Consider the following 14,687-nt stretch of genomic DNA (forward strand, 5'->3'; position numbering starts at 1 on the left):
TCGGCCCACCGTGCCGCGCGTCTCACCGTCAAGTGACTGATGTGCTGGATTTCTCTCCCCGAGACAGTGGGGGATGTCGCATTCACCGCGACCCGACATGAAGGATCCCCCATGATGAACAGGCGTACCTTCGGCAAGACCCTGGGGCTGGCCACCGGCGCGGCGGTCGCCTCGCTGGCAGGCGTCCAGGCGTTCCCCGCCTCCGCCGCCACGAGCCGCACGGCGCCGACGGTGCCGGCGATCACGCCAGGAACGCACACCTCTTTCGGCCCGCTGAAGCAGATCAAGGCCGGGCTGCTGAACGTCGGCTACGCCGAGATGGGCCCGGCTCGCGGGCCCGTGGTCATCTGCCTGCACGGCTGGCCGTACGACATCCACAGCTTCGTCGACGTCGCCCCGCTGCTGGCCGCCCAGGGCTACCGGGTGATCGTGCCCTACCTGCGCGGCCACGGCACAACGCGGTTCCTGTCCAGCAGGACGTTCCGCAACGCGCAGCAGTCGGCCATCGCGCTCGACATTATCGCGCTGATGGACGCCCTCAAGATCGACAAGGCCGTGCTCGCCGGCTTCGACTGGGGATCCAGGACCGCCGACATCATCGCGGCCCTGTGGCCGCAGCGGTGCAAGGCCCTGGTATCGGTGAGCGGCTACCTCATCACGAACCTGGCGGCCAACCTGGAGCCGCTGCCGCCAAAGGCCGAGTACGCCTGGTGGTACCAGTACTACTTCGCCACCGAACGGGGCAAAAAGGCCATGGAGCAGCCGGACAAGCGCAACGACCTGAACCGGCTCGTCTGGGACACCGTCTCCCCGACGTGGGACTTCGACGATGCCACCTTCGAGCGCACGGCCACGGCCTTCGACAACCCCGACTACGCGGCCATCGTGATCCACAACTACCGGTGGCGACTGAGCCTGGCCGAGGGGGAGCGCCGTTACGACGCCCTGGAGAAGCGGCTCGACGCACGTCCGGTCATCACGGTGCCGACCATCACCATGGACGCCGAGCGCGACCCCTTCACGCCGGCACCCGGTGACGGCTCGTCGTACCGGAGCATGTTCACCGGCGCCTATGAGCACCGCCTCCTCAAGGGCATCGGCCACAACCTGCCGCAGGAGGCGCCCACGGCCTTCGCCCAGGCCGTCGTGGACGTGGACCACTTCTGACCGCGCCCGCATGACGAACAGCCTGCCGGATCCGATCCGGCAGGCTGTCGGCGTGCCAACGCATTCAAACAATGGGAGCAGGACGGCACCTGGGCCAGAGGACATGCAGGTCAAGGACGACTCGCTCGACCAGGTCGAGTAGATCGCCAACCACAAGCGCAGGGGCAGCCGCAGCGGCCGCCCCCACGCCTTCGAGCTCCGCCCTACTGTGGCGAGTAATACGGCAGTGAGGTCAGCGGCCCGGTGCCCGTACGGTGATCTCCTGCAGGATCCAGCCGTTGCCGTCGGGGTCGGAGAACGCGGCGAAAGAGCCGTAGCTGGCCCGCTGCGGGTGCGGTCCGGACACCCGCTCGCGGTCGCCCGCGTGGTGGAAGGCGCCGGTGCTGTCATGGAACGGGTCCGTGACCTCGACACCCCGTCCGGCCAGCTCCTTCAGTGCCTGCTCGATGTCGGCCACGATCAGGTGCAACCCCGCCACCGAGCCGGGCGGGGCGTCCGAGACACCATCACCGAAGATGATCGAGCACGCCGAGCCGGGCGGGGTCACCTGCACGATCCGGTAGCCATCATTGATCGGGAAGTCGGCGTCAAGGCGGAAGCCCAGTCGCCGGGTGTAGAACTCCTTGGCGCGATCGACGTCGGAGACGGGTAGGACGACGACTTCGAGCTTCATGTCCATGTGCTTCTTGCTTTCTGCGTGAGTGTTCTAGCGGGTGGCGCGGGCGGCGTTCTCGATGACGCCCGCCACGGTTTTGGGGTGGGAGACGGCCACGGAGTGGGAGGCACGCACCTCCGTAACGTGCGCGCGGGCGCGCTTGGCCATGAAGCGCTGGACGTCGGCTGGGATGTTGAGATCCTGAGTCGTGATGACGTCCCAGCTCGGCTTGTCCTGCCAGGCGGCGACCTCGGCCTTCTCCTCCAGCGCCGACTGGGCGATGGGCCGCTGGGCGGCGGCCATGAGGGCGGCCGTACCTGCCGGCACGTCGGCGGCGAACTGGTGGCGGAACTTGTCTGCCTTGATGTAGAGGTCGGTTCCCGTTCTGCCGCCGGGCAGGGTGAATGGGGTGGGGTCGAGGGCGTCGGGGAGCGTCGAGCCGGGGTACTTGTTCGTCAGCTCCAAAGCGGTCTCGCCCGGGGCGGGCAGGAAGGCGGCCACATACACCAGCGCCTTGACCTGGGGGTCGTTCGCGCCGGCCGTGCTGATGACGGAGCCGCCGTAGGAGTGCCCGACCAGGATCTTGGGTCCTTGGATGTGGTCGAGCACGCTCCGCAGCGCGGCCGCGTCCTCGGCCGGTCCGCGCAGCGGGTTGGCCGCGGCCACGACGGGGTAACCGTCCTTACGCAATTCCTCAATCACTCCGTTCCAGCTGGAGGCATCGGCGAAGGCGCCGTGCTCCAGCACGATGGTCGGCTTGCCGGTCGTGGCGGCGCTCGCGGGCGCGGTGACGGCGAGGACGCCGATCGCGAGGCCCGCCGCGACTCCTGACGCGAGCGGTCGCTTGATGCTGACCATGAGACTTCCCTTTCCGCAGGTTCAGAAGGTGCCGCCTCACTCTCGACCGCGAGGGGCTTCACCACATCCGTCACATGACGGTCAGTCGTGAGAAGCGCCTGAGAGCCACCGGCGGCCGCGCCCGGAGATCGTTGAGCCATTCGACTCAAGAGCCTGTACCGGAACGCGCCGGCGGGGCCCCATCGCAGGCCCCAGCCGCCGCCGGAGCCCGCGATCCACGGCCCGCCGTAGCGGACCGGATCGTCATTTCCTGCCGTCATGTGACGGATGTGCCATGCCCGCCGGGCGGGCGAGAGTGGGGCACCGCAACGGAGCCAGCCGAACCTCCTGCTCGGCAGACCCTTACCTCAGCGATGGGAATCATGAAAAGACTTGTGGCCCTTCTGGCGGCCGGCGTGCCGCTGGCGGCATCGGTGTGCCTGACGGCGACCGGCGCCGCGGCGGACACCGCCACCGCCCCCTTCACCTGCTCGTCCGTCACCGTCAAAGCTCCTGCGGGAACTGCGGTGGAATCGGTGGCCGCGGTGCGCAGTGAGGCGGGCAACGTGCACATCCCGCCGGTGACGCCGCTCCCTGCCGTAGACGTCCCTGACGTGCCCGCCCGCTGCGAGGTCACGGTCACGCTCACCCACCCGGGCACGGATGACCACTCCAAGGTGCGGGTGTGGCTGCCCGAGCAGGGCTGGAACGGCCGGTTCCAGGCAGTGGGCGGCAGCGCCTTCGCCGCTGGCGACTACGGCGCCGCGCTGGCCGGCGCGATCAAGACCGGGTACGCCGCCGCGACCACCGACGCCGGTGTGAGCACGTACCTCGACACCGCCTGGGCACTGAACAGCGACGGCAAGGTCAACACGTCGCTGCTGAAGAACTTCGCCGACCGCTCCCAGCACGAGATGACGCTCATCGCCAAGCAGGTCATCGCCGAGGTCTACGGCAAGCCCGCCTCCTACTCGTACTGGAACGGCTGCTCGACCGGCGGCCGCCAGGGCTACATGGAGGCCCAGCGCCACCCCGACGACTACGACGGCATCCTCGCCGGCGCCCCCGGCATCAACTGGGACGAGTTCGAGGTCGCCACCCTGTGGCCGCAGGTCGTGATGAACGAGGAGAAGACCTATCCGGCTCCCTGTGAGTTCAACGCCTTCAACGAGGCCGCCGTCAAGGCTTGCGACCGGCTCGACGGCGTCAATGACGGGGTAATCGGCGACCCCTCGGCGTGCGACTACGACCCGCGCGGGCTCATCGGCAAGACAGTCGAATGCGACGGCGAGCAGCAGACCATCAGCGCGGCCGACGCGACCGTCATGCGCAAGATCTGGGACGGCCCGCGCACCCCGTCGGGCAAGCGGCTCTGGTACGGCCTGCCGGTCGGCGCCGGCTTCGACCTGGCCAACACCATCCTCGGCGAGGACGGCAACCGGGTGGGGGCGCCGTTCCCTGTTCCGGCCGCCTGGGTGCAGACGTTCGTAAAACGGCAGCCCGCCTTCGACCTGACGACGATCACGTACGCGGACTTCGCCAAGCTGTTCAAGCAGTCCCAGGCCGAGTACGACACGGTCATCGGCACCGACGACCCCGATCTGTCGGCCTTCCGCAGGTCCGGCGGCAAGCTGCTCACCTGGCACGGCCAGTCCGACCAGCTCATCCCGGCCCTGGGCACCGTGAACTACCGCGAGCGCGTCGAGGCCGCCATGGGCGGAGCGCGCCGGGTGGACGACTTCTACCGGCTGTTCCTGGCGCCGGGCGTCGCGCACTGCGGCGGCGCGGCGGGCACCGGGCCCGTTCCCACCGACGCGCTCGGTGCGCTGACGGCCTGGGTCGAGCAGGGCAAGGCGCCGCGGACGCTGAGCGCGGCCGTCAAGAACGCCTCAGGCAAGACGGTCACGCGCGAGCTGTGCCTCTACCCGGCGGTCTCCCGCTACAACGGGCACGGCGACGTGGCCGATGCGGCGAGCTACCGCTGCGTCAAGCCCCGGCACTGACCACCACAGGAGCATGACGACGCCCTCACAGCCTTCGGGCTGCGAGGGCGTCGGAATAGCGACGGCGGGCACGCCAACGCCATGCTTACCACCGGTGCTACCCAACCAACCCGGTCACCTGGCTCGTTGGGGATTGAGGTACGGGGGTCCGGCCTGCAAGGCACCCTCGCGGATGGCCCGTTCGATCTTGCCGGCCTCTCCCCGTCTCGGCAGATCAGATAGCGATAGCTGAGATGCTCGTGAACGTAGGTCCGGGTCAGTTGGTCCAGGCTGAGGCGGCCGAGGCCGATGTCGGCCTGCTGCTCGTGCGTGAGCGCCGGGATGACGAAGCGATCGCAGATGTAGATGTTGAACTGGTCCCCCGGGCGTCTGCCTGACGTGTGCGCCTTCAGCCGCGTCCACAACCCCAGTGGCTTCTGGACCTGGCCGGGCTCGGCGACCAGGTGCTCCTCCTTCCGCCCGCGCCCGCTCATGCCGGCGTACAGGAACTCGTCTCCCCGCCACACGGTGTACACCCCGGCGGCCAGAAGGGGGATGCGGTCGTTCGGCCACTCGGAGAACTTGAAGAGTGGGCCCTCCTGCAACTCGTTCACCCGCCCGAAGGTACAGCTCCTTCGGGCGGTGCACATACGTCTGTGGACAGACCGCCGGGCCGGTGTGAGCACCGGCCCGGCCCGTCAGGTTACTTCAGGTCGGGGACCTCGTCGCGAGTGACGACATAGCTGCTGTTGTAGACGGTGTTGAGGTAACCGGGGTCCTGGCCGGTGATCCAGGTGCTGTTCCAGGTATTGAACGTTGGGTGGCCTGGCCCTGGCCGCTACCCTGAACCAGCCGCCTACCGCCGCGCAGGCCAGCACGCAAGCCGTAGCACCGGCGGCCGTCCAGACCCTGGCCGGCCCGCCTTTCGAGCATCCAGTTCGGGATCCGTACGTTCTGCCAGTACGCGGTGGTCAGGCACTATATCCCCGCCTGTTTTCACGGACGGTGGGAGGTCCGGCAGGCCAAGATCATGCGGTGTCTCGTGGGGAATGTGACCCTTACGTCCTCCACGTTCACCATGGGTCTCAAAGTCCAGTACGCCATCCACAAGTGCGCGGTCCAGCAGGCGTGGACCCGATGGTGAGGCCTTCCAAGGCTGCGCTCCTCGGGCTGCTCATCATCCTGGCCATGGCGTTCAGGATGCAGGCCCTTCCCGCTTTCGCAACCGCCCAGACGCCGACCGGGACGATGGCAGCTGCCCTGTCGGGCATCCCGCCGGAGCTCTGGACGTACTGCAGGTACCGGGTGGTCCGGCAGGTGGTTCTAGCAGAGGGAACGGGAACCCATTCCTCTGCTCATCACGCTACGGCGGCAAGATCAGGCGGCGCTAGCCTCATGCGTCACCGACCTCCTCGGCCGGGTGTGCATCACGTCGGCGATGGTGTAGCAGTTGTCGAGCCGATCGGCGTCGGTGCTAGCGCTGTGACCGGAGATGATCACCACGGTGGCGGGTAGACCGCTCCTGCCAGGCGGATGATGCTGCACATGCAGCAGGCAGGTCTGTGTGCGGCTGACCTGCCTCCTGCGAACCTCGCCTGTACCTAGCTGGTAGGCAGGTGAATCACCGTCCCGCCCTTGTCTGCGGCCGCTTCGTCCGTCGTGCCTTGTCCGGGGTGCGGGATGCGCCGTCCGGGAGGTACTGGCCGGGGCGCAGGCGTGGGAGATCCGGTGAGGAAGGCAGCGGTTGCCTCGGCTGCCGCGGCGGCGGCTTCGGGGTAGATGCTGGTGTAGGTGTCGCGGGTGAACGCCGAGGAGGTGTGCCCGAGGGTCTCCTGCACGATCTTGATGTCCACTCCGGCCGCGAGCATGGCGGTCGCGGCGCCGTGGCGCAGGTCATGCAGCCGGATCGGCGGCAACCCTGCTTGATAGCAGATGCCGTAGAAGCGGTCGGTGACGTGCTGGGGGTGCAGGGGCCGGCCGATCTCGTCGGTGAAGACGAACCCGGACTCGATCCAGTCCTCGCCCGCGGCCAGCCGTTCCCGCTTCTGGCGTTTGTCGTGCTCCTTCAGAAGGATCATCGTCTCGGCGTCGACGGCGATCTCGCGGTCGCTGGCATCGGTCTTCGGGGCGCCCTGGATCGGCTCCCAGCCGAGCTGAGTGATCTGCCAGTGAATCCCGATCCTCCCGGTGGAGTAGTTGACATCCGGCTTGCGCAGACCCACGCCTTCACCGCGTCGCAGGCCGCGCGTAGCGATCAGCCGGAACAACACGAACAGTCGATCCTGGCGGGCGTAGGCAAGGAACGCCTGCGTCTGCTCGGCCGTCCACACCATCACCGACGAGGGCCTGGGCGTACTGATGTAGGCGGCGATCGGATCGACGCGCCGCCCCTCACGCGCTCGCTGGAGCAGGTCAAGGTGCGCGGCGTGATCCTCACGCCACCGCTGCACCTTCTCCTCGGTCCATACGAGCGGCTTGGGCCGGTCTATCGCTGGCAGTTCGACCACGGAGGCGGGGTTGAAATCCAGGAGCCGGTCTTGTCGGATCGCCATGTTCAGGGCGTGCCGGAGGGTAGCGCGGATGCGATGCATGCTCGTAGGGCCGACCGGTCGCCGGTAGCGGACCGCCAGGACGCGGGCGGGGTCGCCGCTGGCGCGTTCGGCGGCGATGGTGTCGTTGAACTCCTCGATCGCATCGAACATGCCCGCAATGTCGGAGACCCGTAGCTGGTCCAGCCGGATGCTCCCGAGGTAGGGGGTGAGGTAGAGCCGGACATGCGATTCATAGGAGCGCCTGGTGGTCGGCTCGATGGCGCGCTTGCGCTTGAGGAACTCCGCCAACCACTCCTCGACCGTGACATGGCGGTTGAGGTCTTGGCGAGTGCGGACCTTGCGCCGCACCTCCTCGACATCGGGCAAGCCCTTGGTGTCCTTGAGCACCGACAGCATCAGCGCGGTGATCTGCCGCCGCACCGCCAGGTCGGGGTCGAGAGCGAGCAGGCCGCGGGCGTGCTCCAGCTCGGCCTCGGCAGCCTCCAGTGTGGCGAAGCCACGGTGGCGCAGGGGGTTTTGCCGCTTGCCGTCAGCGTGAGCGGGAAGTTCCAGCTGATATCCCCACGTGCCGTGGGCGGTGCTCCACCGTTGGCCGCCGTCGCTGTGCGTGATGCGCAGTCCGGGGCAGGACTTGCCCAGCCGCTTGCCCGTGACCGGGTCCTTGCACGCACACGATTTGAACGTGGTGCCTTTGGCGACCGCGCGGGTCTCTCTTGCGGTGGTGCCGGGGTTGTTGCTTGTCATCGTGAGTTATCCCTTCTCGCTTGCCGGACGGCCACTGCGGTCCGGATTGGTGGGGTCGAGTGGCGCCCACAGTCCGCGTATCGGCGTCGCGCATCTGCCGCCGATGCGCAGCACCCGGCGTGGGAACGCGTCCGCGTTGGCCAGCCGGTATGCCTTGGTGCAGCCCATCCCGAGCAGCCGCCTGGCCGCCAGCAGGCCCACCACCTCAGGCACGCCGACGGCATCGGCTCCCGAGTCCCTGGCAGGGGTAGTGCTGGTCATCCATCGCCTCCGAATACGTTGAGGAACAGGGCCGGTTCAGGCCGCGCGGGGTGCGTGATCCGCTCGGGCGTGGCGGGCTGTGACGGCCGCTACGCCACCGCCCCGGCCGCGTCCGCCCCTTGCTGGGTGTAGCCGTCGCGTTCACGACAGGCTGGACAAAGCCCCGGCATGCGGGGGGCCGGTACGCGGCCGGGATTGGTGGCGGCGGTATCGACGCCCACCTCTATGGCCCGCGTCAAGCGAAATCCACAGGTCAGTGCCCGCACCCCAGTTCCCGGCCCGATTCGGTGCCAAGGACGTGGGGACGGAACCGAGCTACTCCAGCGCGCGGCCGTCTGGCAGGCCGGGCCCAGGCGCGAACGGCCCCTACGCCGAGTGCAACTTCGGTCGTGTGAACAGCAGCAGGTCCGCATGCGCCCCTGCGCTCGCCGGCAGCCTGGCGAACTCCGGCAAGCGGCCGCTTCGGCGTCCGCTGCGGCCAGCCACACGATCTGCGACAGATGCCCCCGCTCAGGGGCCCACACCTCCCGCCTCACGCCGCTTCCGGCGGAGAGGTTTGCGGGTGACGGGAAGGTGATGGACGACGTTTCGGTGGCGGAGTTGAGAACGGCGGTCGAGGTAGTGGCGAGTTCGGTCATATGGGTGTGGCCCGAGCACCGGGTCACTGATCCCTGTCACTAATCCAAATACCTGTCCCAAGGCCCGAGTTAGGACAACCTATCAAGCAAAAGTTCGACAATACCCACTAATGCCAAGCGCCTTCAGGTACTTCCCGCTCCTGTCCGATCAGGTCTCCCATACGGTCGTCCACAGCAGCTATGCAGGACGCCCTGCATCTCGACCCGGGGCGCGGCGCCCGACACCACCCCTCCTGGCAACCCGAACGCGATCAACCGCCAGGCGCCCCGTGCGATGCTTCCCGGACATCGGGGCCGACAGCGGCCTTGTCGGCCCCGCACCGCGGCGAATGCTCGGCACCGTCATAGGACGTGAAGGCAGGCGGCCAGTCCGACGCAGATGCTCATCAGCCAAAGGCCACCGCGCCAGGCTTCCTGCCAGAGCCAACCCAGCCCCTGGAGGCCCACTCGGCGAACCGGCTGGAAAATAGGTCACCGTCCACCGTCCCGAGCTGACGAGCGGGTCCTTCCCTGTCACCTGACTCAACACCAGCTCGAAAAGGCCGAGTTGAGACAGCGCGGCAGTTCAGTCTTCAGCAAAATCGACATCGGAATCCACACTGGACACCCCGAGCAACCAACCGCCAAGCGAGAGTGACGAATACATGACATTCATAAACAAATCGCCACTATTGTTTTGTCGTAGAATGCCCGGATAGAACGCACTCGCAGCGACACTTCCCAACCCTGCGCAACCGCCTGCGACATACTCCGACATGCAGCGACGGACCTCGGGACTTTTAATCCGTAGGTTCCGGGTTCGAGCCCCGGGCGCCCTACCACTCCACACCCCATCTGACCTGCACTTGCTCGATCCTCGATCGTCTTCTGCGAGGCGAAGACGGCCGAGTTCATGCTCGTCACATGCTCTTCGGCACGCGTCCGGCACATCGGCGGGTCGATCACGAGAGCGAACTGTCCCGGTTTGCGCTATCGACGATCGGCCGCCTCGGGTCGCACCGTAAAGCCAGACCCAAACGACACCCAACAGAAGGACCCCAGTGGAAGGGGCGGCGGGCGGGACGCCCCCGAAATGATCGCAGACCCGTCCAAGCACTGGTCAAGCCGCCCTCGGCAGGACTCGCACGACTTCACAGCGGCTGCCGTTCTGGCCTCCTCTGCAGTGCGGAACTGCTCGTTCACTCTTCTGCGAAGCATCATCTTCGTCCTGCCCGCAGCCCCCGCGGTTGCTGCTTCGTTCTCAGGGCGGGGCCCCAGGAGAGCTTGGTGCGGAGCGTCCGGGGCTCGGCTGATAGGCCGCTCCGGTCAAGTGGTTCAGGCTGGGAGGAGGGCCTCGGCATCCGACCGACCCCCCCTCTTCCCTAGCGTCGGTAGGGGGTCAGAAGTCGAACTCGCCCTTTTTCGCACCGTCAATGAATGCGGCCCATACCTCGGGCCGAACGACGAAGGGAGCCTGGTCAGGCGCTTCGGTGTCACGAATGCCGACACGGCCGCCGGACAGCGGTGCGACTTCGATACAGTTTCCGCCGTTTCCGGTCGAGCATGTCGCCTTGCGCCAGGCCGCTGTCTCCAGCTCGGCCGTCAGGTCCATTTCTCCACCATCTTCCTGATGAATTCGACCGACGCCCTCTGGGGGAGAGCATCCGCCCTGATGGCGTCCAGCTTCATGGTAACCAGCTCAACCACCTCGGCGTAGCTCGTCACGACGGGCTCGGCAGCGGTCTCCAGATAGACCGTGTGACGGACACCGTTGGGCGCTTGCGCGATGACGATACCTCCGCTCAAGCCGGGATTGGCGCCCAGCGGACAGATCTGCACGGTGATGTGCGGGACTCGCGCCGCTTCCAGCAATCGCTCCAGCTGTTCCCGCATGACTCCGGGGCCGCCGATGGGCCGGCTGAGCACCCCTTCATCCAGCACCACCAGGTAGCGAGGAGGGTGGGTGCGGGTCAAGATCTTCTGCCTGGCCAGGCGAGTGGCGACGAGGGCATCGATGCGTTCGCTGTCGTAGCCGGACTCGCTTTCCAGCAAGGCACGAGCGTAGTCGGCCGTCTGCAGCAGCCCCGGGACCACCAGAGGCTCCCAGGTGCGCAAGGACTGGGCCTGTTCTTCCTCCTGAAGCCAGGGGGCGAACCAGGTGGGAGCCGTGTCGCGATGGTGTGACAGCGATGCCCACACTTCACGCAGTCCGGAACCGAGTGCCTTCTCGCACTCGCTGAGGAACTGTTCGGTGGGCGAGCGCTTGCCGACCTCGACCGCTCCTATCTGACTAGATGAGTATCCGGCGCGGCGGCCGAGCTCTGCTTGGGTGAGCCGCGCCTCTTCACGCATGCGCCGCAGTTCGGCGCCGAAGGCCGCCGTCCTGCTCGCGTTCGGATCAAGTTTGCGTGCCGCGGGCATGCTCCACCTCCCCATGACTGTTGCCACACCAACCGCGCATCCGACACCCCCGAATGCGACAACCTGTCGGATGAATGGCGGTGAAAACTGTCCCACAAATTACTGCCGAGACGCAAAGCTATGGAGATATCACAGGGAGTCAAGAGGCGCGGAATCCTCTATCCCACAGATGATCTCAGAGACGGCGTGGCATACAAGAGCCACAAAGTGAACAAAAGCGGCAGGGTGGCGGCTTACGTGAATTCGCATTCATGTCCGGCAGGTATGGAGTCCGGTGAATGGCCGGGCAATGGCCTGGCCCTATGTCGGGCCGGTCAGGTCGCCGCCGTTCGGACCGATACGAACCACGACGACGTCATCGGCCTGCCGCGAGGGATCGTCCACGAGCTGATCGCCCATGCTTACGACCACGCCGCCGCCGATGCTGGGGCCACGAACCGCCTCTGGTGGTATCGAGCTCGCGATAAGTCCAGAGTCCAGACGCGTTGCGGCTCGCGGCAGTCGATCTGGAACCGCCCGCACAGCTTTGGTGAGCACCACGTGTCAAGCGCCGACTCTCTGCCTGGAGCGTGGGCGGAGGCCGACGATAACGATGCTCACATTCGTTGTCTGAAGGACGCAGTTGGAGATCGAGAAGTAGCGAGGCCAATCCGGTGATCTACATACCCGTAATGACCGAATGTCAGGAACTCGGCGTTATCCAACTGGCGCGCGATGAGCAGGCGCCGTATCTGGCACGGAAGGCGGTCACTGTCTGGGCAGGCGCCGAGCATCCAGCCCGGGAGATCTTGGTCTTGGTGGCATCCGAGTTGGTTACCAACGCCGTCAAGCATGCTGCTCTCGAAATCGGCCCCGGCAGCGACCTCGGCGGGATCGAGGTCAAACTGTCCCAGGGGCGGGAATTCCTGCGGTTGGTAGTGACCGATCCTGGGTCGACCTGTTCGACACCCTCGTCCATCCCGATGCAAGCGTCGAACCTGTATGCGATGCAGGGGCGGGGGCTGGCGATCGTGGACCGCCTGTCGCGCGGGCGGTGGGGAAGCCACCAGCTTCCCGCAAGCGGGCACCGCGTCGTGTGGTGCCACCTCGACCTCAGCCCCACCCCGGCAGAGCTCGAAGAACTCTTCCGCGCCTCCGTCTAACCGGCTACTCCGCGGCCCATCACCGTCCCCTCCCGCCCTGGATGCTTGCCATCACCGAAGAACCGGAGCACTGCTGTCCAGCGTCACCACCTGGCCTTGCTTGTCCCGGTGCCTTCTCCGCAGGTTTCGTCGGCCGGGTCACCGCCGATCCCGACGCCTGACCGAGCGCAGTGATCTGGTCGTCGCGAGCCGCGACCTCGGGCCGAATGCCATGCGGCCGCTCTGCACTGACCCGCCGACATCTACGGCCGACCGCTCATCCCGCTCGCGGTTCGACCACGACCTTCCTCAAGCCCAGCAGCCGCCCCACAGTTCCTTCATCAATGGAGTCCCTTGTCATGTCTCGCCAGAAGACGATCATTGTGTTGGCTGTGTTGCTGACCGCCGGCGACATCGTCTTCGCTCTGCTGGCCCCTGCCAGCATGACCAAGCCGGTCTCTCTGGTCCTGGTCATTGCCCTGCTGATCGGCTACCTCTCTGCCGCTCTGCGGTCGATCTACCGCGCCCGGCGAGTCTCCAGCCGCAACGAGGTCCAGCCGGAACACCCCCAGCCGCCGCACCCGCCCGCCCCGTGAACAGCAGGCCATCCCTCTACCCGCCACCTGTCCATCCTTTGGAGCCAGCCATGCCCGAGCCTGTTACCCCCGCCATAGCCGCGCAAGCCGTCACTCACCTCACCAACCTGCAGGAACTCCTGCACGCCCTCGGCCTGCACGCCCGCCTGCTCACCCCGGACGAACGGCTACCGTGCCTACGGGTGATCAACCCCCAAGCCACCGCCCTGACGGAGATCATCTCCGCCGCCCCCATGGACAACCAATGGCTGTTCTGGTGGTCATGGCCCGAACCCATCATCGACGTCACCGACCCCGCCACAGCCGCCAAACGCATCTGCCACGTCCTTGCCACCACACCGGCGGGCGCCGCATAACCACGGTCAGCGTGACACAACCGACGCTCACACCGACGCCCGATGCCGACCAGTTGAGCAAATCGCCAGCTTCTCGGCGGTCAGCAACAGAAGCGCAGGTAGGCCTGGAGGTCGCCGAGGATGCCGGCGACGCTGTCGCGGTCGCCGCGATACAGCACCTCCTTGCCGTCACGGCGGGAGGTGACGATGCCGCCGCGCCGGAGCAGGCCAGGGCGTCCAAGCTACTGCTGAAGTCCTGATCGACGGTCGGTGGACACTGGTGGATGCCGCCCATGATCCACTCCTCGGCCGCCGGGCCGGCTGTAGTCAAATGGAGCAGCGTCGCTGGCACCGCCCCGGCTTACGATCCGCGCGGGCCGTCATGGCAGTCGGGGAACGAGGACCGAGCCTGTTCCCAATGCCGGCCTTGACGGGATGATCGACGACTCCACACTGGAGCGCTGCCGGCGAGCATACAGCCACGATGTGCCTGACCTCGGGCCTCGGCCGATCGGCCGAGGCCCGAGGTCAAGATTGCTCTGGGGTCACGAGTTGGCAGGGCGATCGGAGAGGGTTCTACTTCTTGCGGTCCGGGTCGTTGAAGGTTGGGATTGGCTGGTTGTTCGTGGCATCGAGCATCGTGACGCACTCTGGTCTGATGAAACCCCAGCCGTAATCCCCGTCCAGGACGACCAACGCTTTGCCGTCCAGCGTCTGGAAGCGGTAATTGACCTGGCCTGATCTTTTGCCTATTTGGTCGGAGGGGTGCGCTGGGTCCCGGAAGGCGCCGCGGGTGAAGTTCGTTCCGGAGAAGTAATTTTAGTAAAGCCTGCAGTCTTTGCCCTGGCCGGTCGCCACCTTGGTCGGTACTCCGCTATGTCCTTTGGTCCCTGCCGGCTTGCTGAACTTCGTGCCGATGTTCGTCCGTTGCCACATGGTGTTGGCTGTGGACGTGGAGCAGTTGTTCGGGCGAGTTCCGGTGCGGGCACCACGAGCGCTCAGGTGGATCCATCCGCACATATTGACCCTGCAGCCCCGGAGTCGGCCGTAGGCATGGTTCAACTGGCTGGGGCCGACTTGAATGAAAGTGGATTGAGGCATTATCCGGCACGCACGTGGACGCCCTGGCACCGGCACGTCACCATCGCCATGCTCGCGCTGGCGTTCCTGGCCGTCACACGCGCCATCCTGCCGACTGACGCTGATGAGGCCACCCTTGACCAGGGAAAAGACCGTCCGCTCCTGGAGGTGGCACCGGACTGAGACTCCTGCGACTCTCCCTTGCCGAGATCCGCCGCGTTCTGGCCCGGCTGTTCATCCCCGCAGCCACCGCCATTGACCACGTCTTGGCTTGGTCGGACTTCCGGCGGCTTCACCAGACGCGTGCCCTGATCAGCCA

11 protein-coding genes and 1 pseudogene are annotated in these 14,687 nt (G+C 66.7%); 6 read left to right on the forward strand and 6 right to left on the reverse strand.

The genetic code is table 11. The features are described 5' to 3' along the window. Positions 1-111 precede the first annotated feature (111 nt). The gene (locus HD596_RS03745; protein ID WP_185067890.1) at positions 112-1,167 is read left to right on the forward strand and encodes an alpha/beta fold hydrolase; all 1,056 of its coding nucleotides are present in this window, start codon (positions 112-114) and stop codon (positions 1,165-1,167) included. Positions 1,168-1,399: 232 nt separating this feature from the next. Here HD596_RS03745 and HD596_RS03750 read toward each other — a convergent pair whose 3' ends face one another. Continuing rightward, on the reverse strand, positions 1,400-1,840 hold the full coding sequence (locus tag HD596_RS03750) for a VOC family protein (protein WP_246554117.1): 441 nt from the start codon (positions 1,838-1,840) through the stop codon (positions 1,400-1,402). 33 nt (positions 1,841-1,873) lie between these two features. Beyond that, entirely contained in the window at positions 1,874-2,680 is an 807-nt protein-coding gene (locus tag HD596_RS03755; RefSeq protein ID WP_185067892.1) for an alpha/beta fold hydrolase, read from the reverse strand. A 362-nt stretch (positions 2,681-3,042) separates the two neighbouring features. On the opposite strand from HD596_RS03755, the gene HD596_RS03760 reads away from it, so the two are divergent. Further along, on the forward strand, positions 3,043-4,662 hold the full coding sequence (locus tag HD596_RS03760; RefSeq protein WP_185067893.1) for a DUF6351 family protein: 1,620 nt from the start codon (positions 3,043-3,045) through the stop codon (positions 4,660-4,662). 1,580 nt (positions 4,663-6,242) lie between these two features. Here the strand turns inward: HD596_RS03760 and HD596_RS03765 are convergent. From HD596_RS03765 to HD596_RS03780, 4 genes are all read right to left on the reverse strand, one after another. Next, complete coding sequence (locus HD596_RS03765; protein WP_185067894.1) at positions 6,243-7,937, reverse strand: tyrosine-type recombinase/integrase; 1,695 nt, start codon at positions 7,935-7,937, stop codon at positions 6,243-6,245. A gap of 6 nt (positions 7,938-7,943) precedes the next feature. Continuing rightward, positions 7,944-8,198 carry a DNA-binding protein gene (locus HD596_RS03770; protein WP_185067895.1) on the reverse strand — a complete coding sequence of 85 codons (255 nt, stop codon included), beginning with the start codon at positions 8,196-8,198 and terminating at the stop codon, positions 7,944-7,946. 2,016 nt (positions 8,199-10,214) lie between these two features. Beyond that, entirely contained in the window at positions 10,215-10,427 is a 213-nt protein-coding gene (locus HD596_RS03775) for a DUF397 domain-containing protein (RefSeq protein ID WP_185067896.1), read from the reverse strand. Then, on the reverse strand, positions 10,418-11,236 hold the full coding sequence (locus HD596_RS03780) for a helix-turn-helix domain-containing protein (RefSeq protein WP_185067897.1): 819 nt from the start codon (positions 11,234-11,236) through the stop codon (positions 10,418-10,420). The genes HD596_RS03775 and HD596_RS03780 overlap by 10 nt, the downstream gene beginning before the upstream one ends. A 671-nt stretch (positions 11,237-11,907) precedes the next feature. On the opposite strand from HD596_RS03780, the gene HD596_RS03785 reads away from it, so the two are divergent. The 4 genes and pseudogenes from HD596_RS03785 to HD596_RS60180 all read left to right on the forward strand — a co-directional run. Beyond that, complete coding sequence (locus tag HD596_RS03785; protein ID WP_185067898.1) at positions 11,908-12,378, forward strand: ATP-binding protein; 471 nt, start codon at positions 11,908-11,910, stop codon at positions 12,376-12,378. A gap of 338 nt (positions 12,379-12,716) precedes the next feature. Then, entirely contained in the window at positions 12,717-12,953 is a 237-nt protein-coding gene (locus tag HD596_RS03790) for a hypothetical protein (RefSeq protein ID WP_185067899.1), read from the forward strand. A gap of 50 nt (positions 12,954-13,003) precedes the next feature. Continuing rightward, positions 13,004-13,309, forward strand: coding sequence for a hypothetical protein (locus HD596_RS03795; RefSeq protein ID WP_185067900.1), 306 nt, complete (start codon positions 13,004-13,006; stop codon positions 13,307-13,309). Positions 13,310-14,371: 1,062 nt separating this feature from the next. Next, positions 14,372-14,551: pseudogene (locus tag HD596_RS60180) on the forward strand (IS701 family transposase); the annotation flags it as partial. Between the last annotated feature and the right edge of the window lie 136 nt (positions 14,552-14,687).

Source organism: Nonomuraea jabiensis (assembly GCF_014204795.1).
Classification (GTDB): Bacteria; Actinomycetota; Actinomycetes; order Streptosporangiales; family Streptosporangiaceae; genus Nonomuraea; species Nonomuraea jabiensis.